Origin of the sequence: Mycobacterium paraense, from assembly GCF_002101815.1 — a bacterium.
Classification (GTDB): Bacteria; Actinomycetota; Actinomycetes; order Mycobacteriales; family Mycobacteriaceae; genus Mycobacterium; species Mycobacterium paraense.
This window is the reverse complement of record NZ_LQPM01000024.1, coordinates 47,473-69,004: the sequence shown is the minus strand read 5'-3', so window position 1 is coordinate 69,004 and position 21,532 is coordinate 47,473. Positions and strand designations below refer to the sequence as shown.

The following is a 21,532-nucleotide window of genomic DNA, read 5'->3' as shown; positions in this document are numbered from 1 at the left end:
ACATGACAGCACGCATCCTGGTGGCCGGGATCGGCAACATCTTCCTGGGGGACGACGGATTCGGTTCGGAAGTGGTCCGCAACGCCGAGATCCCGCAGGGCGATTCGAGCGGCAATTCCTGTGTCCGGGTCACCGACTACGGCATCCGGGGCATGCACCTGGCGTACGACCTGCTCGAGGACTGGGACAGCCTGGTCCTGGTCGACGCCGTGCCCAGCCGCGGCAACCCCGGCACGTTGCACGTCTTTCAGGCCGACCACGAATCCGATTGCGGCGCCGCGGGCCTCGACGGTCACAGCATGGATCCGGCCGCGGTGTTCGCCAGCCTGCGGGCGCTGGGCGGCAGTCCGCCCTACACGGTCGTGGTCGGGTGCGAGGCGGGCAGCGTCGAGGAGGGCATCGGCCTGACCGAGCCCGTGGCCCGGGCCGTCCCGCGGGCAGCGCGGGCCGTGGAGGAGATCGTCGCGGCGCTGCAAACGTCGACGCGGGGGGACCGCTGATGTGCCTGGGGATACCGGGTCAGGTGATCCGGATGCTGGACGGCTACGAGGGCCAGCTCGCGCTGGTCGATGTCGCCGGCGAGCAGCGCAGGGTCAACGTCGGCATGCTCCCGGAGGAGACGTTCGCGCCCGGCGACTGGATAATCATCCACATGGGCTTCGCCGTCGAGAAGACCGACCGGGCCGGCGCGGAGCAGGCCATGGCCGGCCTGGAGCTGATGGGCAGGGGCCGCACCGATCCGACGGCCGACCCGGAGGGCGGCTGAAATGACCCAGTCCCCCCTGCTGCTGCGGACCGGGCCGCCCGATACCCAAGTCCGGCGGCGCTTCACCGTGACCGGTGTCGTGCAGGGGGTTGGCTTCCGTCCCTTCGTCCACCGGATCGCCGGCGGGCTCGGCCTGGCCGGCCTCGTCGGCAACGATTCCGGCGCCGTCTTCATCGAAGTGCAGGGTGACCGTTCCCGCGTCGACGAATTCGCCCGCCGGTTGCGCGCCGAGGCGCCGCCACTGGCCCGCATCGGCGCCGTCACGGTCACCGACCTGCCCACCGACGCCGGCTGCGGGCGCGGGTTCCGGATCGTTGGCAGCCGGCCGATCGCCGGTGCGGCAACACCCATTCCACCCGACGTCGCGGTGTGCGACGACTGCGTGGGCGAGCTGTTCGACCCGCACGACCGCCGCTACCGGCACCCGTTCGTGACGTGCACCAACTGCGGGCCGCGGTTCACCATCATCCGCGAGTTGCCGTACGACCGCCCGGCCACCACCATGGCCGGCTTCGCCATGTGCGACCGGTGCGCCGCCGAATACCACGATCCGGGCGATCGCCGGTTCCACGCGCAGCCGATCGCCTGCCCGGATTGCGGCCCGTCGCTGTGGTTTTCGTCGGCCGGCGGGCGCTCGGCGGGACCGGATGCCGCGCTGGCGGCCACCCAGCGCGCGCTGGCGGCCGGCGCCGTCGTCGCCGTCAAGGGCATCGGCGGTTACCACCTCGCCTGCGCCGCCGCGGACGACGCGGCCGTCGCCGCGCTGCGGGCCCGAAAAGCGCGGGGCGCCAAGCCGTTCGCCATGCTGGTCCGCGACCTCGACGTCGCCCGCCGCTACGCGCACGTCGACGCCGACGAGGCCGCGGTGCTGTCCAGCCCCGCGCGGCCGATCGTGTTGCTGCGGCGCCGATCCGGCGCGCCGGTCGCCGACGCCGTGGCGCCCGGCAGCCCGCGGCTCGGGCTGATGCTGCCGTACTCCCCCGTCCACCACCTGCTGCTGGCGCCCGTGCCGGGCGCCGCCGCGCCGGTGCCCGACGCCCTGGTGTTCACCAGCGCGAACCGTTCCGACGAGCCGATCTGCTTCACCGATGACGATGCGGCCCAACGGCTTCCGGCGCTGTGCGACGCGGTCCTCGACCACGACCGGCCGATCCACGTGCCCTGCGACGACTCCGTCGTGCGGGTCGTGAAAGATACCGGGGTTGGCCGGGAGCTGCCGATCCGCCGATCCCGCGGCTTTGCGCCGCTGCCGGTGGACCTGGGGCGGGCGGGCCCGACCGTCCTCGCGGTGGGCGGGGAGCTGAAGAACACCTTCTGCCTCACCGACGGCTCGCGCGCCTACCTGTCCGGCCACATCGGCGACATGGCCACCTGGGAGACGCTGCGGGCGTTCGAGCGAGCGGTGAATCAGCTCACCGGAATGCGCGGCGCCCCGGCACGAATGGTCGCCGACCTGCACCCCGGCTACCACACCCGGGACTGGGCCGAGCGCCACGCCGGCGAGCGGCCGCTGGACCTCGCCCAGCACCACCACGCGCACGTCGTTTCGCTGCTGGCCGAGCACGGACGCCTGGGCGAGCCCGTCATCGGGGTCTCGTTCGACGGAACCGGCTACGGCTGCGACCAAACCATCTGGGGTGGCGAGATCCTGGCTCTGGGCACCGACAGCCACCGATTCGTGCGCGTCGGCCACCTGTTGCCGGTCCCGCTGCCCGGCGGCGACGCCGCCGTGCGCAACCCCTGGCGGATGGCGCTGTCGCAATTGTGGACCGCCGGCATCGCCTGGACCCCGGATCTGGCGCCGGTCGCCGCCGCCTCCCCGGACGAATTGCGCCTCACCCGTTCGCAATTGGAGAGCGGCGCCGGGTGTGTGCCGTGTTCCAGCATGGGCCGGCTGTTCGACGCCGTCGCCTCGCTGCTCGGGGTGCGGCACCGGATCGACTACGAGGGGCAGGCCGCCATCGAGCTGGAGGCGCTCGCGGAGTCGGCGCACGGCGATCCCGGCCCGTCGCTGCCGCTGCTGGTGCAGGCCGACGGGGTGATCGATCCCACCACGATGGTGCAGACGATGGTGGCCGCCCTGTACGCCGGCACCCGGCCGGCGCTGCTGGCCGCCGCGTTCCACGAGGCGGTCGCGGACGCCGTCGCCAAGGTGGTCGCCCAGGTGGCCGGCGAGGTCCGGCTGGTGGGCCTCACCGGCGGGGTCTTCCAAAACGTGCTGTTGCTGCGCGCATGCCGGACGCGGTTGGCGCGCAAGGGGTTCGAGGTGCTGACGCACCACATCGTCCCGCCCAACGACGGCGGGCTGGCGCTGGGTCAGGCCGCGATCTCCATGCTGAGGGGGATGGAGGAGACTGAATCATGACCATCACCGCCATCGACCGCGGGCTGGGCGCCGAATTGGCCGAGGACCTGGCCGCCACCGCGTTCACCCTGGCCAAGCGGTTCGCCGCGGGCGCGACCATGTGGTCCATCGCGCCGTCGTGGGAACCGCACGCGCTGCACATCGCCGTGGAATTCGTGCACCCGGTGATCATGGGCAAGCGCGCCCTGCCCGCGGTGGCGCTGACCGGACCCGACCTGGTGGATCTGGTGCGGGTGTCGGTGCGGCCCGGCGACATCGTGGTCGCGGTCGCCGGCGCCGACGACGCGCAGGTGCGTTCCGTGATGCGGCGCAGCCCGGCCTGGGGCGCCACCACGATCTGGATCGGCAGCGGCGAGCGGCCGGCGGCGGGGATGGCCGACCACGTGCTGTGGCTGGACGACCCCGACCCGCGGGTCCCCGCGACGGGCGGCTTCGTGCTGTTCTATCACCTGCTGTGGGAGCTGACCCACGTGTGCTTCGAACACTCGGGGCTGCTCAAAGACGAATGCCGGGAAGACGTTTGCGTCACGTGCAGCGACGAGGGCCGCCTGGGCGAGGTGGTCGGCGCGTCGGAGGGCGGCCAGGCGGCGGTGCGCACCGCGCGCGGCGTCGAGAACGTGGTCACCACGCTCGTCGACCCGGTCGCCGCCGGTGATTTGATCCTGGTGCACGCCGGCATGGCGATCAGCAGGGTGGAAGGCGAGGAGGGGCCATGAGCAGCCCGGACGAACCCACCAACTTCCTGTATCCGTTCATCGACGCGCAGGAGGACGACCCCAAGTCGCTGCTGGCCGACCTGGCCGCCTCGGCGCAGGCGAAGGCGGCCGAGAGCCTGGCGCTGCGCCGCTCCACCCTGGAGGCCAACACCGCGCTGCTGGAGGCGGCGGCAGCCGAGCTGGCGCGCCGCTTCGCGGCGGGCGGGCGGTTGTTCACCTTCGGAAACGGCGGCAGCTGCACCGATTCCACGACCCTGGCAAGGCTGTTCGCCCGGCCTCCGCTCGGCAGGCCGCTGCCCGCGTGGCCGTTGACGGCGGACCAGGCGGTGATGACGGCCCTGGGCAACGACGTCGGGTTCGAGCTGGTGTTCGCCCGCCAGCTCATCGCCCGGGCAACGGCCGGCGACATCGCGATCGCCATGTCGACCAGCGGGGGCTCGCCCAACCTGCTCGCGGCGCTCGCCGAGGCCCGCCGGCGCGGCCTGTACACCATCGGGTTCGCCGGCTACGACGGCGGCGCCTTCGCCGACAACCCCGACGTGGACGCCTGCTTCGTCGTGCGCTCGCAGAGCGTGCACCGCATCCAGGAATCGCAGGCGCTGCTGGGCTATCAGCTGTGGTTGAGCGTGCATCAGCAGCTCGGCGACCGGGGACTGGGGGCGGCATGAACAAGCCGACGGGCGAATACCTTTCGTCGGGGCCGCGGTTCGCCGAGGGCGAGGTGATCGAGCGGATCGAGTCGTTCCGCAGGCGCCGCCCCCGGTTGCTCGACGATCACGTGACCCTGGCGCACGGGGCCGGCGGCAAGGCCTCGGCCGCGCTGGTGGACGCGGTGTTCGTGGAGGCCTTCCGCAACCCGCTGTTGGAGTCGCTGGGCGACGGCGCGGTCCTCACGCTGCCCGGCGGCGACCGCCTGGCGATGTCCACGGACTCGTTTGTGGTGCAGCCCAGGCGTTTTCCCGGCGGCTCGGTCGGCGAGCTCGCCGTCCACGGCACCTGCAACGACCTCGCGATGGCCGGCGCCGTGCCGTCGTGGATCTCGGCGGCGTTCGTGATCGAGGAGGGCTTCGGAATCGCCGAGTTGAAGGAGATCGTCGCCGACATGGCGGCCGCGGCCGCGGCCGCGGGCGTCCAGATCGTCACCGGCGACACCAAGGTGGTGCCCAAGGGCGCGGCCGACGGGCTGTTCGTCACCACCACCGGGGCAGGCGTCATCCCGGCTGGGCGCACGCTGTCGGCGGGGTCGGTGCGCACCGGCGACAAGGTGCTGTTGTCCGGATCGATGGGCGATCACGGCATGGCCGTCATGCTCGCCCGCGGCGACCTGGCCATCGAGGCGGACATCGTTTCCGACACCGCGTCGGTCAGCCCGCTGGTGGAGTTGCTGATGGCGGCCGCCCCGTCGACCCGGTGGATGCGCGACGCGACCCGCGGCGGGGTCGGCACCGTCTGCAACGAACTCGCCCAGGCCTGCGGCCTCGGGGTGCTGCTGGAAGAGGAGCGACTGCCCGTGCGGCCCATGGTGAACGGCGCCTGCGAGTTGCTCGGCATCGATCCTTTGTACGTCGCCAACGAGGGCAAGTTCGTCGCCGTCGTCGCGCCCGGGGAGGCCGACGCCGCCCTGACCGCGCTGCGCGCGCACCCCCTGGGCGCCGAGGCCGCCGCGGTGGGGGAAATCGTTTCCGAACCGGCCGAAAGCGTGGTGCTGCGCACCGGTTTCGGCGGCACCCGGATCGTCGACATGCTCGTCGGGGACCCGCTGCCGAGGATCTGTTAGGAGGCTACGCGCATGTGTCTGGGGATTCCGGGCCGGATCGTCGAAATCACCGACCCCGCCAACTATCTGGCGAAGATCGACGTCAGCGGCGTCCAGCGCACGATCAGCGTGCGGCTGCTGGAGGACGGCATGCCCGAGCCCGACGACTGGGTCCTGGTGCACGTCGGGTTCGCCATGGCCAAGATCGACGAGACCGAGGCGTTGCTGACCCTGGCCGCCATCAAGAAACTCGGCGAGGCCTACGCCACCGAGATGGAAGCCTTCGACTCGTCGTCCATCGTGTAAGGAAGGCGCACAATGAAATTCGTTGACGAGTTCCGTGATCCGGCCGCGGCCCGCAAGCTGCTGGGCGCCATCGAGCACCTGGCCGGGACCACTGGGGACCAGTTCAAGTTCATGGAAGTGTGCGGCGGGCATACCCACACGATCTACCGGCACGGCATCGAACACCTGCTGCCCGACAACGTCGAGCTGGTGCACGGCCCGGGCTGCCCGGTCTGCGTGATCCCGATGGGCCGCATCGACGACGCGATGTGGCTGGCCGGCCAGCCGGACGTGATCTTCACCTGTTTCGGCGACATGATGCGGGTGCCCGGGTCGGCCGGCAGCCTGCTGGACGCCAAGGCGCGCGGCGCCGACGTGCGGTTCGTCTACTCCCCGCTGGACGCGCTGAAGATCGCCGTCGACAACCCCGACAAGCACGTGGTGTTCTTCGCCATCGGCTTCGAGACCACCGCGCCCTCGACGGCGGTGACGCTGGTGCGCGCCCGCGACCTGGGCCTGCCCAACTTCAGCGTCTTCTGCAACCACGTCACGATCGTGCCGCCGATCAAGGCCATCCTGGAGTCACCGGATTTGCGGCTGTCGGGCTTCATCGGCCCCGGCCACGTGTCGACGGTGGTGGGCAACCGCCCCTACCGTTTCGTGCCGGACGTGTACCGAAAGCCGTTGGTGGTGGCCGGTTTCGAGCCGCTGGACATCCTGGCCGCCGTGGCGATGCTGCTCACCCAGATCCGCGAGGGCCGCTGCGAGGTGGAGAACCAGTACAAGCGCGTGGTCCCCGAGCGCGGCAACCCCGCCGCGCTGGCCCTGATGGGCAAGGTGTTCGCGCTGCGCCCCCACTTCGAATGGCGCGGACTGGGGTTCATCTCGCAGAGCGCGCTGCGCCTGCACGACGATTTCGCGGAGTTCGACGCCGAGCTGCGCTTCGCGATGCCCGGCGTGCGGGTCGCCGACCCCAAGGCCTGCCAGTGCGGCGAGGTGCTCAAGGGCGTGCTCAAGCCCTGGGAATGCAAGGTTTTCGGCACCGCGTGCACACCCGAGACACCGATCGGCACGTGCATGGTCTCCCCCGAGGGGGCGTGCGCCGCCTACTACAACTTCGGCCGCATGCATCGCGACGCGGTCAAGCTGGTGGGCCGCACTTGACCGACATCCGGGGTGCCGAGATGTTCGCCCGGTACGCGTACGCCCCCAACGCCCTGGGCTACTGCGGGCCCCCGCTGGGGGCGACCCTGCGCGACGGTTCCGTCGAGGAGGTGCGGCGCGCGGCCACCGGGTTCTCCGGGGCCTGGCCGTACCTGCGGGTGCTCTCCGAGCTGACCGGCATCGCCGACCCGCTGGACTACCGGCTCGTCGAATCCTATTGGCTCGGCGGCGGCGTCGGCGCCGACCTCGACCCACACGACTTCATCGACGCGCTGCTGGCCATCATCGGCCCGCAGGCCGGCCGCTACTGGGCGCACCTGACGGGCGACCTGGCCGGCGAGGCCGCCGCCAACCATTGCTTCCACGTGTTCGGCGTCTACCCGTGGACCCGATTCCTCGGTCGCGGCATGGACGAACATCCGTTGAGCGTGCTGGACAATTGCCGAATCACCTGGGGCACAGTCGTTTCCCGCGCCGGCGACGACGTCGAGGTCATGTGCCGGCGCCTCGTCTGGGACGGTCGGGCGCTGACGCTGTCCGAGCCCTCGGTCCGCCCGCTCGACGTCCGGGCCGACGGCTACAGCGCCGTGCCCGACGTGGCCGTCGGCGACGAGGTCGCGGTGCACTGGGGCCGGCTGTGCGGCCGGCTGTCCGCCGAGCAGGTTCGCGCGCTGGACGACAGCACCGACCGCCAGCTGCGGGTGACCAGTCAACGGCTGGCGCCCGTGCCAGACTGACCCCGTGCCCGGTTCGATCTGCGACGTGCTGCCCGCCGCGGCGGCGCTGCTCGGGGCCCCCGGCGGGGTCGATCGTTTGGGCCTGATGGAGTCGATCGGTCCGAAGGATCGCGTGGCGGTCGTGCTCGTGGACGGGCTGGGCCGGCACCTGCTACCCGAGTTGGCGGGAGGCGCTCCCCTGCTCGCCTCGGTGCTCGGCGGCGGCACGGGACGGCTCACCGAACTCACCTGCACCTTCCCGTCGACCACCCCGAGCAGCCTGGTGTCGCTGGGGACCGGTGCGTGGCCCGGCCGGCACGGCATCCTGGGTTTCACGCTCAACGTGCCGGGCACCGACCGGGTGCTCACCCACATCGTGTGGCGCGACGACCCGCCGCACGACGAATGGCAGCCGCTGCCCACCTGGTTCGGGCGGCTGCGGCGGTCCGGCATCGGTGCGCGCGCCGTGCTGCCGGCGGCGTTCATGGGCAGCGGGCTGACGGATGCGGCTTACCGCGGCGCCCAGTTCCGCCCGGCGCAGCCGACGGACGACTACGCCGCGGAGCTGGTCGCCGAGCTGGCCGCGGCGCCCGGGCTGGTCTACGGCTACACCGCCGAGCTGGACACCGCCGCCCACCTGTTCGGCATCGGTTCCCCGCAGTGGCACGAGGCGGCCGCCCGCGTCGACGCCCTGCTCACCCGGCTGGTCGAGGCGCTGCCGCCCGGTTCGGCGCTGCTGGTGACCGCCGACCACGGCGGCCTGAACGTCCCGCCCGACGCCCGCGTCGACCTCGACACCGAGCCCGGGCTGGCCGAGGGGGTGCGGGTGGTCGCCGGCGAGGCGCGGGTGCGCTACCTGCACACCGAGCCGGGGGCCGCCGCGGACGTGCAGGCCGCCTGGACCGAGTCGCTGCACGGCCGGGCGCGGGTGTACAGCCGCGAGCAGGCGGTGGCCACCGGCATGTTCGGGCCGGTCGACCCGGCGCACCTGGCGCGGATCGGCGACGTCGTCGTCGTCTGCACCGGCGACACCGCCGTGCTGGCGACCGCCCACGAGCCCCCGGAAATGGCCCGCCTCATCGGATTTCACGGCGGCCCCACGCCCGCGGAGATGGCGATCCCGTTGATCGTTTTTGTCGGTGGCCGTTGGTAGACCTGGCGCTATGGACAGCAAGGAGCGAACGCGGCGGTGCGAAGAATTCCGGCGTCTGCATGCCCGCGATGAGATGCTTGTGCTCCCGAATCCCTGGGACGTCGGGACCGCCCGACTGTTCGCCAACATGGGATTCCGGGGTCTGGCGACGACGAGCGCCGGTCTGGCATTCTCCTTGGGCCGGCGTGACGGCGACGGCGCGGTCAGCAGGGACGAGACGCTGGCACACGTGCGCACGATCGTCGACGCGACACCGCTGCCGGTGACCGCGGACCTGGAGAACGGGTTCGGCGACACGCCCGAGGCGGTGGCGGAAACCGTGCGGCTCGCGGGTGAGGCCGGCCTGGCGGGAGCATCGATCGAAGACGCGACGTACCGGCCCGACCAGCCGGTCTATCCCGCCGGGCTGGCGGTCGAACGAGTCCAGGCCGCGGTCGAAGCCGCGCGAGCGCTCCCGTATCCCTTCACCCTGACCGCCCGCGCGGAGAACTTCATCCGCGGCCGCCCCGACCTCGACGACACGCTGTCGAGGCTGCTGGCATACGAAGCCGCGGGCGCCGACGTTCTGTACGCCCCGGGCTTGCCCGACGAGTCGGCGCTCCGCCTGGCTTGCCGCAGCCTCGCCAGACCGGTCAACTACGTGGCCGGCATTGGGCGGGCGCGCTTTACCGTCGCCGAGCTCAAGGAGTTCGGCGTGCGCAGGGTGACGATCGGCACCTCCTTTTGTCGCGCCGGACTGACCGCCGTGGTCCGCGCCGCCCGCGAAGTGCTCGACCAAGGCTCATTCGACTACACCGACACCATCTACACCGTGGCCGAGTGCAACGAACTCATCGATCCCCGCGGTGATTTCACGGCTGACCATCCTCCCGGTCCCGCCTTGTAGGTTCCGCCGCCCGTCGCCGCGCCGGCCGACCCGGCACGTCACCACCAGGCCACGCGAAACCGCGTCACATCCCTGAGCCGGACGACGGCACGCCGCACACACGCCCGGATGATTGCGGGGACAAGCGGTTTACGGAGCCCCCGCGGAGCGGAGTGGGCGTCCGCATCGGCAGCAACCTGGGAAGTCGCCGAGGACAGCCACCTGGGTGCGCCCGCCAAGTTGGAGGGCATGGGCTCGTGCAACATCCGGGGCCGGCGCCCGGTGCCCGCCTGGCGGCAATAGAGGCCGTGGCGATCGCTTTTCAGGGAGCCGTCCCGGGGGATCCACACCCCCGACGGGTGCTGGACAATTTGCCTGCCACAGTGGCGGCAGGTCGCCACGTACAACCTTCGCCCCCCTGATATTCGCTGGCAGGTCCGCGGCCCCCCGACTGCATCGCTGTTATGTCAACCTTACGTCGCGGACGCCACAAAGCGAAAGCATGCGTTTTCACCACCGTGACCGGGGTCGATCGCCGGGGCAACGGCCGGCACCTGGGCGCCGGAGCACTGCCCGACGACTGCGAGCGTTTTCACAGCTCCCTCCGACCGTCCGCCAGGCTTTGCCCTATAGATTCGGGCCACTGTGGGGTTGCAAAGCGGCGGTATGACTCGACGACGGCGGTCGGCCATCGCGATCGTCGCCGCGCTCGGCGCCTTCGTCGCACTCGTCGCGGGTTCGGCGCTGCGGCCCCAGTTCGCCGCGGCGGCGCTGCCCGAGCCGGCGGGCTGGTCTGATGGCGTGCCGGTCGCCGGCCCGCACGCCGCCCAGGGGGAACTGCGGGCATCCGCGCCCGCCGCGCCGACCGACAAGAAGCCGTTCCACACCACGTGGATGACCAAGGACCGCCCACCGACGCCCGGCCGCCTGTCACCGCCGTCCGTCGGATCGCCGCTACCGGTCTCGTTCATCGCGTTCGCATTTCGGCCCCGGGGCGCCCGGCCCCGCGCACCCGCGGCCCTGGAAGCCGAGCCGGACATCCTGACGCGGTTCTGCGTAGCCCGTCGCTGATCGGCCATCGAACCGGCCGTGTAACCCCTGCGTCTATCTCAGGGGAGAGTCCATGTCAAAGCAGAGGTTGTAATGGATTTCGCGACGCTAGCACCGGAAATCAACTCCGGGCTGATGTATTCCGGTCCCGGCGCGGGACCGATGATCCAGGCCGCCACGGCCTGGGACCGGCTGGCCGTGCGGCTGAGCACCGCGGCAGCCGACTACCGCTCCGTCACCGCAAAGCTGGCCGCGCGACGCGGCGTGGCGCCCTACGTGGACTGGCTCGACACCGTCGCCGGGCACGCTCACCAGGCGGCCGCCCAGCTCGCGGCGGCGGCCGACGCCCATCAGTCGGCGCGCGAGGCGATGGTCCCCCCGCCGGCGATCACCGAGAACCGCGCGCGGCGGCGGTCGCTGGTCATCCAGAACTGCCTCGGGCAGAGCGGCCCGGCCATCGCGGACGCCGACGCCGAGTACGAGCGGATGTGGGCCCGCGACGCGGACGCCATGTACGCCTACGCCCGCGCCTCGGCCAAGGCGGCCACGGTGACGCCGTTCGCTTCGCCGCCGGGCAGCCACGACGCGAACACCTGGGTCCTGGAGTCGGCGCCGGAGGTCGTCGCGTCCGGTGCACGGGTGATGGCCGCGATTCCCGAAGCGCTGCAGGCGCTTTCGGTGACCCCGCTGACATCGTTCGACGCGTCGCTGTCGTCGGCGACGCCGGCCCTGTCGCGACTGAGTTCGCTGTCGGCGCCGACGGACTCCGCGATCAGCCACCTGAACGCTCGCAACAAGCGCGCGGCGCTGGGCGCGCTGTTCGGCAAGCCGGCCCGCCGGGCGCCCGTCCCGGGTTTCGGCCGCGGCACGTCCATCGGGAAGCTGTCGGCGCCCCAGGCCTGGGCCACGGCGAGCGCGCCCGTCGCGCTCTGCCGCGGGACGGTCGCCTAGAGCGGGGTGACGTAGGCCGAGCTGATGCCGCCGTCGACCAGGAAGGTCGACGCGGTGATGAAGGAGGCGTCGTCGCTGGCCAAAAAGGCCACCGCGGCGGCGATCTCGTCGGGTTCGGCGAAGCGACCCAGCGGCACGTGCACCAGGCGGCGGGCGGCGCGCTCGGGGTCCTTGGCGAAAAGCTCCTGCAGCAGCGGGGTGTTGACCGGCCCCGGGCACAACGCGTTGACGCGGATGCCCTGCCGGGCGAACTGCACCCCCAGCTCCCGCGACATGGCCAGGACCCCGCCCTTGGATGCGGTGTAGGAGATCTGCGAGGTGGCCGACCCGAGCACCGCGACGAACGACGCCGTATTGATGATCGACCCCCTCTGCGCGGGCACCATGTGCCGCAGCGCCGCCCGGCAACACAGGTACACCGATGTGAGGTTCACGTCCTGGACGCGCTGCCACGCCGCAAGTTCGGTGTTCTCGATCAGGTCGTCCTCGGGCGGTGAGATGCCGGCGTTGTTGAACGCGATGTCGACCCGGCCGTAGGCCCCGGCCGCGGCGTCGAACAGCGCGTCGACCGCGTTCTCGTCCGACACATCGGTGGGCACGAACAACCCGGACAGCTCGTCGGCGACCGCCGCCCCGGCCTCGCGGTCGACGTCGCCGACGACGACGCTCGCGCCTTCCGCGCGCATCCGCCGAGCCGCGGCCAGCCCGATGCCCCCGGCTCCGCCGGTGATGACGGCCACCCGGCCGGCCAGCCGTTGCGTCAGGTCGATCACGAATCCTCCTTGACGGCGATGAACACGTTCTTCGTCTCGGTGAACTGCAGCGGCGCGTCGGGGCCGAGCTCGCGGCCCAGGCCGGACTGCTTGAAACCGCCGAAGGGCGTGTTGTAGCGCACCGACGAGTGTGAGTTCACCGACAGGTTGCCGGACTCGACCGCCCGCGACACCCGCAGCGCGCGGGACAGGTCGTCGGTCCAGATCGACCCCGACAGGCCGTAGGCGGTGTCGTTGGCCAGCGCGATGGCGTCCTGCTCGTCGTCGAACGGCAACACGGTGACGACCGGGCCGAAGATCTCCTCGGTGACGCTGCGGTCGGTGCGCCGGGGCGTGAGGACCGTTGGCGGGAACCAGAATCCGGGGCCCGACGGCGCGGTGCCGCGAAAGGCCACGGGCGCGTCGTCGGGGACGTAGGAGGCCACCCGGGCGCGGTGGTCCGCCGACGCCAAGGGGCCCATCTCGGTGTCCCGGGACGCCGGGTCCCCGACGGCGACGGCCCGCACCGCGGGCTCGAGCAGCTCCATGAACCGGTCATAGACGCTGCGCTGCACCAGGATCCGGCTGCGCGCGCAGCAGTCCTGGCCGGCGTTGTCGAACACCCCGGCGGGGGCGGTCGCCGCCGCGCGCTCCAGGTCGCAGTCGGCGAAGACGATGTTGGCGCTCTTGCCGCCCAGTTCCAGCGTCACCCGCTTGACGTGGGCCGCCGCGCCGGCCATCACCCGCTTGCCCACCTCGGTGGAGCCGGTGAAGACGACCTTGCGCACCCCCGGATGGGTGACGAACCGCTCCCCCACCACCGCGCCCCTGCCGGGCAGCACCTGCAACAGGTCCGGGTCGAGCCCGGCCCGCACCGCCAGCTCGCCGAGCCGGATCGTGGTCAGCGGCGTCAACTCGGCCGGTTTGACCAGGACCGCGTTGCCCGCCGCGAGGGCGGGGCCGATGCTCCAGGACGCGATCGGCATCGGAAAGTTCCACGGCGTGATCACGCCGACCACACCCAGCGGCTCGTTGAATGTGACGTCCAGGCCGCCGGCGACCGGAATCTGCCTGCCGGACAACCGTTCCGGGCTGCCGGCGTAGAACGTCAGCACGTCGCGGACGTGACCGGCCTCCCATTCCGCCGACGCGATCGGGTGCCCGGAGTTGGCCACCTCGAGCGCGGCCAGTTCGTCGGTGTGGGCGTCGACGGCGGCCGCGAAGGCGCGCAGGCCTTCCGCGCGTTCCGCCGGGGACAACCGGGCCCAGCGCCGCTGGGCCGCCGCGGCGCGCGCCACCGCGTCGTCGACCGCGGCGGCGTCGACGAGGTCGACCGAGGTCAACACCTCCTCGGTCGCGGGGTTGACCAGTTCCGTGGCGGTCATCGGCTTCGTGCGTACGATCGCGCGGCCTGCACCACCGCCTTGAACAGCCGCAGGTCGTCGAGCGACTTCTCCGGATGCCATTGCACCGCAAGGACAAACGACTCGCCGGGCAACTCGACGGCCTCGACGACGCCGTCGGCGTCCATGGCGCTGACCACGAGTCCGTCGCCGACCTTGTCGATGGCCTGGTGGTGGTAGCAGGGCGCGTCGGTGGATTCGCCGAGCAGCGCGGCGAGCCGGGTGCCCGCCACGGTGCGGACCGGCAAGCGGGTGAACACCCCGTTGCCCGCGCGATGGCCGTTGTGCCCCAGCACGTCTGGCAGGTGCTGGTGCAGCGTGCCGCCGAACGCGACGTTGAGGACCTGGGCGCCGCGGCAGATGCCCAGCACCGGAATCCCGCGGTCCAGCGCGCCGCGCAGCAGTGCCAGCTCGAGGTCGTCGCGGTCGGTGCGGGGCGCGTCGGTGGCCGGGTGCGGATCCTGGCCGTAATGGGCGGGGTCGACGTCATAGCCCCCGGTGATCACCAGCGCGTCCAGGCTGTCCAGCAGCGCACCGGCGGCCTCGGCGTCCATCGGCTGCGGCGGCAGCAGCGTCGCGATGCCGCCGGCCATGACGACGCCCTCGAAGTAATCGGCGGGCAGGTACCCCGCGGCGATGTCCCAGATCCCCGTTCGTATTTGCTCGAGATAACAGGTCAGGCCGATCACGGGTCTAGAGCCGTTCAAACCCACGCATCCTCTCCCAGTCGGTGACCGCCGCGTTGAATGCCGCCAACTCCACGCGGGCGTTGTTCAGGTAGTGCGCGACGACGTCGTCGCCGAACGCCTCCCGCGCCAGCGTCGACGCCCCGAACACCGCGGCCGCGTCGGCCAACGTGGCGGGCAGCCGCTCGAGATCGGTTGCGTGGTAGGCATTCCCCGCGTGGGGGGCCGGGGGTTCGAGGCCCCGCTCGATACCGTACAACCCCCCTGCGATCAGCGCCGCCACCGCCAGGTAGGGGTTGACGTCGCCGCCGGGGATCCGGCACTCGACGCGTTTGTTGCGGCCGTGCCCGACCACCCGCAGCGCGCAGGTGCGGTTGTCCAGGCCCCAGGCCACCGCCGTCGGGGCGAAACTGCCGTCGGCAAACCGCTTGTAGGAGTTGATGTTCGGCGCGTAGAACAGGGTCAGCTCGCGGACCGTCGCCAACAGGCCCGCGAGGAAACCGCCGAACGTCGCCGACATGCCGTGCGGGCGGGCGCCGTCGTCGAACACCGCGGCGCCGTCCTTGTCGCGCAGCGACAGATGGATGTGGCAGCTGTTGCCTTCGGCCGCATCGTATTTCGCCATGAACGTCAGGCTCTTGCCGTGCCGGTCGGCGATCTCCTTGGCGCCGTTCTTGTAGATGGCGTGGTTGTCGCAGGTGACCATCGCCTCGTCGTAGCGGAAGCCGATCTCCTGCTGGCCCCTGTTGCATTCGCCCTTGACGGCCTCGAACCGCAGGCCCGCGCCCTCCATGCCCAGCCGGATGTCGCGCAGCAGCGGCTCCATCCGCGCCGACGCCAGCATCGCGTAGTCGATGTTGTAGTCGCTGGCCGGCGTCAACCCGCGATAGCCGCCGGCCCAGGCCTGGCGGTACGACTCCTCGAACACGATGAACTCGAGCTCGGTGGCGACGTCGGCGATCAGCCCGCGCGCGCCCAGCCGCTCGAGCTGCCTGCGCAGGATCGCCCGGGGCGCCACGGTGACCTCGCCGCCGTCGGCCCAGCCGAGGTCCGCGATCACCAGCGCGGTGGCGTGCAGCCACGGAGTCAGCCGCAGCGTGGACAGGTCCGGGGTCATCACCATGTCGCCGTAACCGGTCTCCCAGCCCGACATCGCGTAACCGGACACGGTGTTCATCTCGACATCGACCGCGAGCAGGTAACTGCAGCACTCCGCGCCGTGCGCGGCCACTTCCTCGACGAACAGCCCGGCCGCCATGCGCTTGCCGACCAGCCGGCCCTGCATGTCGGCGAACGCCACGATGACGGTGTCCACCGCGCCGCGCTGCACCAGCTGTTCCAGCGCGGCCAGCGACAACATCGCGGAGGGCGCTACCACGTGCTGGTGCGCAGGACGATCTCGGCGGCCAACTGCGCCGTCGACTCCTGCGCGGTGCGCCGGCCCAGATCCACCACGCGGTACTCGGCGTAGACGTACCGCTGGCTGGCGGCGGCGGCCGCCTTGGCGGCCGGGGAGCTGACCAGCACCGTGGTGCCGATTTCCACTGGCGGGCAGTGCTCGTCGAGCACCACCCCCTTGGCGTCGGGCACCCGCGGATGCCCGCGGTCGATCACGATCAGGCCCACGAACCGCCCGAGCCGGGTCGCCGCCAGCTCCCAGGCCAGCTCGCCGCCGGCGCGGTCGCCGAAGACCACGGCCCAGCGAATCCCCAGCGCATCGAGGATGCCGACCACCGATTTGGCGGTCAGCCGCTGATCGAGGCCGATGACGACGGTCCGCAGCGAGGCGGTGTGCAGCCGCTCGCAGACCGCGTCGTAGGCGACGGGCGCGCGCTCCTGGTCGCCGAGGATGACGACGACGACGCCCTTTTCCGGACCTGCCACGGCCACCGGGACCGGAAATCCGTCGAGCGTGTTCATCATCGAGTGCACTCACGCAAACTACAGCCAACCGGCCAGCTCGCGCGAGGTTTCCTGTCCGTCACGGCCGCAGCCCGATCGCGACATGGGGCCGCGCGGGCGGCGGCCCGTCGAGCAGGTCCAGGACGGCGTCGACATCGAGATGGGCGGCGAGCAGGTCGGCGATCGCGTCCAGCTGGGCGTCGCGGCGCGCGGCGACATCAGTGTCGGCCAGGACGAACCCGCCCCGGCCGGCCGCGGCGGCGACCCCGGTCAGCCACGCCCGCCGGAACTCGTCGTTGTCGAGCAGGCCGTGCCAGTGGGTGCCGAAGACCGCGCCGCGCGCGATGCCCTGGGGTCGCGAGTCGACGCTGAACCAGGCGTCCTCGGCGCAGCGCGAGAGCCGCCCGTGATGGATCTCGTAGCCGCTCAACGGCTGCTGCCAGCGCCGCAACACCTTGGCCGGCGCGAAGGCGATGTCGGCGTCCAGCAGCCCCAGGCCGTCGACCTCCCCGGCACCGGATTCCACGGCGTCCTCGATGCGCCGGCACAGCATCTGGAACCCGCCGCAGATGCCCAGCACCGGCCTGCCGGCCCGGGCGTGGTCGACGATGGCGCCGGCCAGGCCGCGATCGCGCAGCCAGGACAGGTCCGCCACCGTGGCCTTGCTGCCGGGCAGCACGATCAGGTCCGTGTCGGCCAGGTCGGCGGGGTCGGTGACCCAGCGCACCAGCACCCCCGGCTCGCAGGCCAGCGCCTCGACGTCGGTGGAGTTGGAGATCCGGGGCAGCCGCACCGCGGCCACCCGCAGCCACTCGTCGCCGCGCGGCGGGCCCGGTGCGCCCACGACGCGGTGCGCGAGGGCCGACAGCGAGTCCTCGGCGTCCAGCCAGAGCTCCTCGGCGTAGGGCAGCACGCCGTACGTGGGGCGGCCGGTCAGGGCGCGCAACTGCCGCAGCCCGGGTTCGAGCAGCGCGGGGTCCCCGCGGAACTTGTTGACGACGAAGCCGGCGATCAGCGCCTGGTCGTCGGGCTCGAGCACCGCGAGGGTCCCGAACAGGTGGGCCAGCAGCCCGCCGCGGTCGATGTCGCCGACCACGATCACCGGCAGCTTCGCGGCCCGGGCCAGCCCCATGTTCGCCAAATCCGTGGCCCGCAAGTTGATCTCGGCGGGCGACCCGGCGCCCTCGCAGATGACCGCGTCGAATTCGTCGCGCAGGCAAGCCAATTCGTCGAAGACGATGCGGGCCAGCCGCTCGCGATGCCGCACGTAGTTGGTCGCGGACACCGACTCGGCGACCTGACCCCGGATCACCAGCTGCGACGTGCGGTCACTGCCCGGCTTGAGCAGGATCGGGTTGAATCGCACGCTGGGCTCCAGCCCCGCCGCCCGCGCCTGGATGGCCTGGGCGCGGCCGATCTCGCCGCCCTCGACGGTGACCACCGAGTTGTTGGACATGTTCTGCGCCTTGAACGGCGCCACCCGGATCCCCTTGCGCGCCAGCAGCCGGCACAGCCCCGCCACCACCACCGATTTCCCGGCATCGGAGCTGGTGCCGGCGACCAGCAGGGCCCCGCTCACGAAGTCACGGCTTGCTATACCGAAGTGAGGATTTCGGCGCCGGTGTCGGTGACCAGCAGGGTGTGTTCGAACTGGGCGGTCCACTTGCGGTCCCTGGTGACCACGGTCCAGCCGTCGTCCCAGATCTCGTAGTCCAGCGCGCCGAGGTTGATCATCGGTTCGATGGTGAACGTCATGCCCGGCTGGATGATCGTGGCCACGGAGGGCTGCTCGTAGTGCAGCACGACCAGCCCGTTGTGAAACGTGGTGCCGATGCCGTGGCCGGTGAAGTCGCGAACCACGTTGTACCCGAACCGATTTGCGTACGACTCGATGACCCGGCCGACGACCGAGAGCGCGCGGCCCGGCTTGACGGCGTTGATGGCGCGCATGGTGGCCTCACGCGTGCGCTCCACGAGCAGCCGGTGCTCCTCGGAGACGTCGCCGGCCAGAAAGGTCGCGTTGGTGTCGCCGTGTACCCCGTCGATGTAGGCGGTGACGTCGATGTTGACGATGTCGCCGTCCTCGATCACCGTCGAGTCGGGGATGCCGTGGCAGATCACCTCGTTGAGCGACGTGCAGCACGACTTCGGGAATCCCTTGTAGCCCAGCGTCGAGGGGTAGGCCCCGTTGTCGATCATGTACTCGTGGGCGATCCGGTCCAGTTCGTCCGTCGTCACGCCGGGCGCGACCGCCTTGCCCGCCTCGGCCAGCGCGCCGGCCGCGATCCGGCCGGCGACCCGCATCTTCTCGATGACCTCGGGCGTCTGCACCCACGGCTCGCTGCCCTCCTGCGCGGTCGGCTTGCCGACGTATTCCGGGCGCGGGATGCGGCCGGGCACCGGCAGAGTCGGCGAGATCACTCCGGGGGAAAGCGCGGTCCGAGCAGGCATGGGGCCAGCTTAGCGACGCTAAGTGCGAGGCGCCTTCAGCGAGACTCGCCGAGCCGGTAATTGTGCGGGCACCCACTCGCAGTTCCGCTGCAAATTTTCAGGCTCGGCGAATCAGACCTTGCCCCGGCGCAGGAACGAGCGGCGCGGCCCCCGCACGATCACCGAGCCGCACACCACCCGGCCCGTCAGCACGACGTGCGGCGTCCCCTCGCCACGGGCGTCCTTGCGGCGGTCGCTGGCGCTGCCCACATAGACCTCGACGTCGTCGATCGAGGCGCTGGCCCCCTCCGGCAGGCGGACCTCCACCGAGCCGAACCGCATGTCGAGCTCGATCACCACCACCGGCCCGGCGAATCGGGCCCTGGTCAGGTCGAGTTCGACCGAGCCCAGGCGGCGCACCAGCGCCAGCCGGGTGGGCACGGTCCATTCGCCGTGCCGCTTCAACGAGCCGGCCCAGCCGCGCAGTTCGACCCGGTCGGCCGCGGACGTGACGATCGCGCCCGGCCCGGGCAGGTCGCCGACCAGGCCGTCCAGCTCGCCGCGGGTGCGCGCGTACGACACCTGCGACGAGCGCTGCTCGAACTCCTCGATGTCGATCAGCCCGAGCGCGACGGCGTTGTGCAGCCGCCGCATCGTGCCGTTCCGGTCGGCGTCGGAGACCCGCAGCGCCACCATGTCCCCGCCGGATGTTTCGCCCACGCTTGCAATTTACCGCCGCGACGGGGTGGGGGCTCTAGGCCAAATAGTCCCGCGGCAGCGACTCGAACATCACCTTGGTCATCCGGACCGCGTATTCCGAGCTGCCTCCCCCGACGATCAGCGCGGCGAACGCCAGGTCGCCGCGGTACCCGGCAAACCACGAGTGCGATCCGCCGGGGAACTCGGCCTCACCGGTCTTGCCGTAGATCTCGCCGCAGCAGCCGGCGATCTCCTTCGCGGTCCCGTTGGTGACCACCAGCCGCATCATCGGGCGCAGCGCGTCGACCATCTTCGGGGAGATCGGCGTGTCGTCGCCCTCGACCGTCGTCGGCCGCCCGGCGATCAGCTGCGGCACCGGCGTCTTGCCGGCGTCGACGGTGGCGGCGACCAGGGCCATGCCGAAGGGGCTCGCGAGCACCTTGCCCTGGCCGAAGCCGTCCTCGGTGCGCTCGGCCAGGTCGACCGTCGGTGGCACCGACCCCGTGACGGTGGTGATGCCGTCGACCGTGTAGTCCAGCCCGATGCCGTAGCGGTTGGCCGCCTGGGTCAGGCCCCGCGGCGGCATCCTGCTGCTCAGCTCGGCGAACGTGGTGTTGCACGAACTGGCGAAGGCCCGCGACATCGGCACCACACCCAGGTCGAAGCCGCCGTAGTTGGGGATGGTGCGATGCCCGATGTCGATGTGGCCGGGGCAGCCCAGCATCGTGTTGGGCGTGGCCATGTCGCGGTCGACGGCGGCGCCGGCGGTGACCATCTTGAACGTCGACCCCGGCGGGAACAGGCCGTTGGTGGCCGGCAGGCCGTCGGCGTCGGCGCCCTTGTTCTGCGCGATCGCCAGGATCTCCCCGGTCGACGGCTTGATCACCACGATCATCGCCTTGCCGCCGCGGGTGTCCACCGCGTGCTGCGCGGCGTTCTGCACCGCGCGGTCCAGGGTGATCGACACCGACGGCGCCGGGGAGCCCTCGACCTCGTGCAGCACGGCCACGTCGACGCCGTTCTGGTTGACGCTGACCACCCGCCAGCCGGCCTGGCCGTCGAGCTGGTCCATCACGGCCTTCTTCACCTCGGCGATGACGGCCGGCGCGAAATGTGGGTCGGTCGGCAGCATCTCGGCCTGCGGCGTCACCACGACGCCGGGCAGCCTGCCGATCGCGGGGAAAACCTTGTCGTTGTCGTCGGGGTGCAGCGTGACCCCCAGGTCCAGCGGCTGCGTCGCCGAGGTCGCCTGCTCGGCCAGCAGCTGCGGGTCGGCGAGCGCGTTGTTGAACGGCCGCAGCACGTCGACCACCGCGTGCGTCGTCCCGATCAGGGCGGGCCCGGCCTGCGTGGCGTCCAGCGTGTAGTGGTACAGGTAGCCCGGCGCGAGCACATCGCTGCCGCCGAGCTCGTTCACCGAGGCCCGTCGCGGTTTGTCGGCGCGCAGCGCGAACGTCTGGTGCTCGCCCAGCTTCGGGTGCAGCCCGGTGGTGGCCCACCGGACCTCCCAGCGGCCCTCGTCGCGGGCCATCTGCAGCTGGCCGTCATAGCTCCAGGTCCGGTTCTTCGGCAGGTGCCAGGTGAAGCGGTAGTTGACCGTGCCGGTGTCCTCGGCGTACTTGGCGGACAGGACCTGCGCGTCCAGGTGGGTGGCCTGCAGCCCGGCCCAGGCGGCGTTCAGCGCTTCGCGGGCCTCGTTGGGGTTGTCGCTGAGCTGGGCGGCCGTCGCGGTATCCCCGACTCCCAGCGCGCGGAAGAACTTCTCGGCGGCCGGCCCGGGGCCGTCGGGCCTGGGGGTGCACCCGGACAGGGCGATCACCGCGACGAGCAGCATGCCGGCCGCCGCTGATACCAGTGGGGTTTTTGTGACCAT

Annotated in this window: 22 protein-coding genes; 13 read left to right on the top strand and 9 right to left on the bottom strand. The window is 71.6% G+C overall.

Features of this window, described 5'->3' with window-relative positions; genetic code table 11:
• Window positions 1–2 precede the first annotated feature (2 nt).
• The 13 genes from AWB89_RS18920 to AWB89_RS18855 all read left to right on the top strand — a co-directional run bounded on the left by AWB89_RS18920 (window position 3) and on the right by AWB89_RS18855 (window position 11,787).
• Window positions 3–500, top strand: a complete 498-nt coding sequence (locus AWB89_RS18920) for a hydrogenase maturation protease (protein WP_085102662.1) — start codon at window positions 3–5, stop codon at window positions 498–500.
• Entirely contained in the window at window positions 500–766 is a 267-nt protein-coding gene (locus tag AWB89_RS18915) for a HypC/HybG/HupF family hydrogenase formation chaperone (protein WP_085102660.1), read from the top strand. The genes AWB89_RS18920 and AWB89_RS18915 overlap by 1 nt, the downstream gene beginning before the upstream one ends.
• Before the next feature lies 1 nt (window position 767).
• Window positions 768–3,131, top strand: coding sequence for a carbamoyltransferase HypF (gene hypF / locus AWB89_RS18910; RefSeq protein ID WP_085175755.1), 2,364 nt, complete (start codon window positions 768–770; stop codon window positions 3,129–3,131).
• Window positions 3,128–3,847 carry a HypC/HybG/HupF family hydrogenase formation chaperone gene (locus tag AWB89_RS18905; RefSeq protein ID WP_085175753.1) on the top strand — a complete coding sequence of 240 codons (720 nt, stop codon included), beginning with the start codon at window positions 3,128–3,130 and terminating at the stop codon, window positions 3,845–3,847. Before hypF ends, AWB89_RS18905 begins: the two co-directional genes overlap by 4 nt.
• On the top strand, window positions 3,844–4,515 hold the full coding sequence (locus AWB89_RS18900; protein WP_085175751.1) for a D-sedoheptulose-7-phosphate isomerase: 672 nt from the start codon (window positions 3,844–3,846) through the stop codon (window positions 4,513–4,515). Before AWB89_RS18905 ends, AWB89_RS18900 begins: the two co-directional genes overlap by 4 nt.
• Complete coding sequence (gene hypE, locus AWB89_RS18895) at window positions 4,512–5,624, top strand: hydrogenase expression/formation protein HypE (RefSeq protein WP_085175749.1); 1,113 nt, start codon at window positions 4,512–4,514, stop codon at window positions 5,622–5,624. The genes AWB89_RS18900 and hypE overlap by 4 nt, the downstream gene beginning before the upstream one ends.
• A gap of 12 nt (window positions 5,625–5,636) precedes the next feature.
• Window positions 5,637–5,909 (top strand): HypC/HybG/HupF family hydrogenase formation chaperone, encoded by a 273-nt coding sequence (locus tag AWB89_RS18890; RefSeq protein WP_085175747.1) that lies wholly within the window; start codon window positions 5,637–5,639, stop codon window positions 5,907–5,909.
• A 12-nt stretch (window positions 5,910–5,921) separates the two neighbouring features.
• Entirely contained in the window at window positions 5,922–7,052 is a 1,131-nt protein-coding gene (hypD, locus tag AWB89_RS18885) for a hydrogenase formation protein HypD (protein ID WP_085175745.1), read from the top strand.
• Window positions 7,049–7,789, top strand: a complete 741-nt coding sequence (locus tag AWB89_RS18880) for a DUF6390 family protein (RefSeq protein WP_263992794.1) — start codon at window positions 7,049–7,051, stop codon at window positions 7,787–7,789. Before hypD ends, AWB89_RS18880 begins: the two co-directional genes overlap by 4 nt.
• Window positions 7,790–7,793: 4 nt before the next feature.
• The gene (locus tag AWB89_RS18875) at window positions 7,794–8,921 is read left to right on the top strand and encodes an alkaline phosphatase family protein (RefSeq protein WP_085175743.1); all 1,128 of its coding nucleotides are present in this window, start codon (window positions 7,794–7,796) and stop codon (window positions 8,919–8,921) included.
• A gap of 10 nt (window positions 8,922–8,931) precedes the next feature.
• Window positions 8,932–9,807, top strand: coding sequence for an isocitrate lyase/PEP mutase family protein (locus tag AWB89_RS18870; protein ID WP_085175741.1), 876 nt, complete (start codon window positions 8,932–8,934; stop codon window positions 9,805–9,807).
• Window positions 9,808–10,452: 645 nt separating this feature from the next.
• A complete protein-coding gene (locus tag AWB89_RS18860) occupies window positions 10,453–10,857 on the top strand; it encodes a hypothetical protein (protein WP_085175739.1) in 405 nt (134 codons plus the stop codon).
• A gap of 72 nt (window positions 10,858–10,929) precedes the next feature.
• A complete protein-coding gene (locus AWB89_RS18855) occupies window positions 10,930–11,787 on the top strand; it encodes a PPE family protein (protein ID WP_085175737.1) in 858 nt (285 codons plus the stop codon).
• Here the strand turns inward: AWB89_RS18855 and AWB89_RS18850 are convergent.
• The 9 genes from AWB89_RS18850 to AWB89_RS18810 all read right to left on the bottom strand — a co-directional run bounded on the left by AWB89_RS18850 (window position 11,784) and on the right by AWB89_RS18810 (window position 21,532).
• Complete coding sequence (locus tag AWB89_RS18850; protein ID WP_142282575.1) at window positions 11,784–12,560, bottom strand: 3-oxoacyl-ACP reductase; 777 nt, start codon at window positions 12,558–12,560, stop codon at window positions 11,784–11,786. The two genes, AWB89_RS18855 and AWB89_RS18850, sit on opposite strands and share 4 nt — an antisense overlap.
• A complete protein-coding gene (locus tag AWB89_RS18845) occupies window positions 12,557–13,924 on the bottom strand; it encodes an aldehyde dehydrogenase family protein (RefSeq protein ID WP_085175736.1) in 1,368 nt (455 codons plus the stop codon). The genes AWB89_RS18850 and AWB89_RS18845 overlap by 4 nt, the downstream gene beginning before the upstream one ends.
• On the bottom strand, window positions 13,921–14,655 hold the full coding sequence (locus tag AWB89_RS18840) for a gamma-glutamyl-gamma-aminobutyrate hydrolase family protein (protein ID WP_085175967.1): 735 nt from the start codon (window positions 14,653–14,655) through the stop codon (window positions 13,921–13,923). Before AWB89_RS18840 ends, AWB89_RS18845 begins: the two co-directional genes overlap by 4 nt.
• Complete coding sequence (locus AWB89_RS18835; RefSeq protein WP_085175734.1) at window positions 14,636–15,988, bottom strand: glutamine synthetase family protein; 1,353 nt, start codon at window positions 15,986–15,988, stop codon at window positions 14,636–14,638. Before AWB89_RS18835 ends, AWB89_RS18840 begins: the two co-directional genes overlap by 20 nt.
• An 11-nt stretch (window positions 15,989–15,999) precedes the next feature.
• Entirely contained in the window at window positions 16,000–16,551 is a 552-nt protein-coding gene (locus AWB89_RS18830) for an alpha/beta hydrolase (protein WP_085102635.1), read from the bottom strand.
• Between the two features lie 58 nt (window positions 16,552–16,609).
• Window positions 16,610–18,109 carry a cobyric acid synthase gene (locus tag AWB89_RS18825; protein ID WP_085175732.1) on the bottom strand — a complete coding sequence of 500 codons (1,500 nt, stop codon included), beginning with the start codon at window positions 18,107–18,109 and terminating at the stop codon, window positions 16,610–16,612.
• A 14-nt stretch (window positions 18,110–18,123) separates the two neighbouring features.
• Window positions 18,124–18,981 carry a type I methionyl aminopeptidase gene (gene map, locus AWB89_RS18820; RefSeq protein ID WP_085102630.1) on the bottom strand — a complete coding sequence of 286 codons (858 nt, stop codon included), beginning with the start codon at window positions 18,979–18,981 and terminating at the stop codon, window positions 18,124–18,126.
• Window positions 18,982–19,092: 111 nt separating this feature from the next.
• A complete protein-coding gene (locus AWB89_RS18815; protein WP_085102628.1) occupies window positions 19,093–19,656 on the bottom strand; it encodes a DUF1707 SHOCT-like domain-containing protein in 564 nt (187 codons plus the stop codon).
• Window positions 19,657–19,714: 58 nt separating this feature from the next.
• Window positions 19,715–21,532: a penicillin-binding transpeptidase domain-containing protein gene (locus AWB89_RS18810; RefSeq protein WP_085102626.1), complete on the bottom strand. Its 1,818-nt coding sequence runs from the start codon at window positions 21,530–21,532 to the stop codon at window positions 19,715–19,717.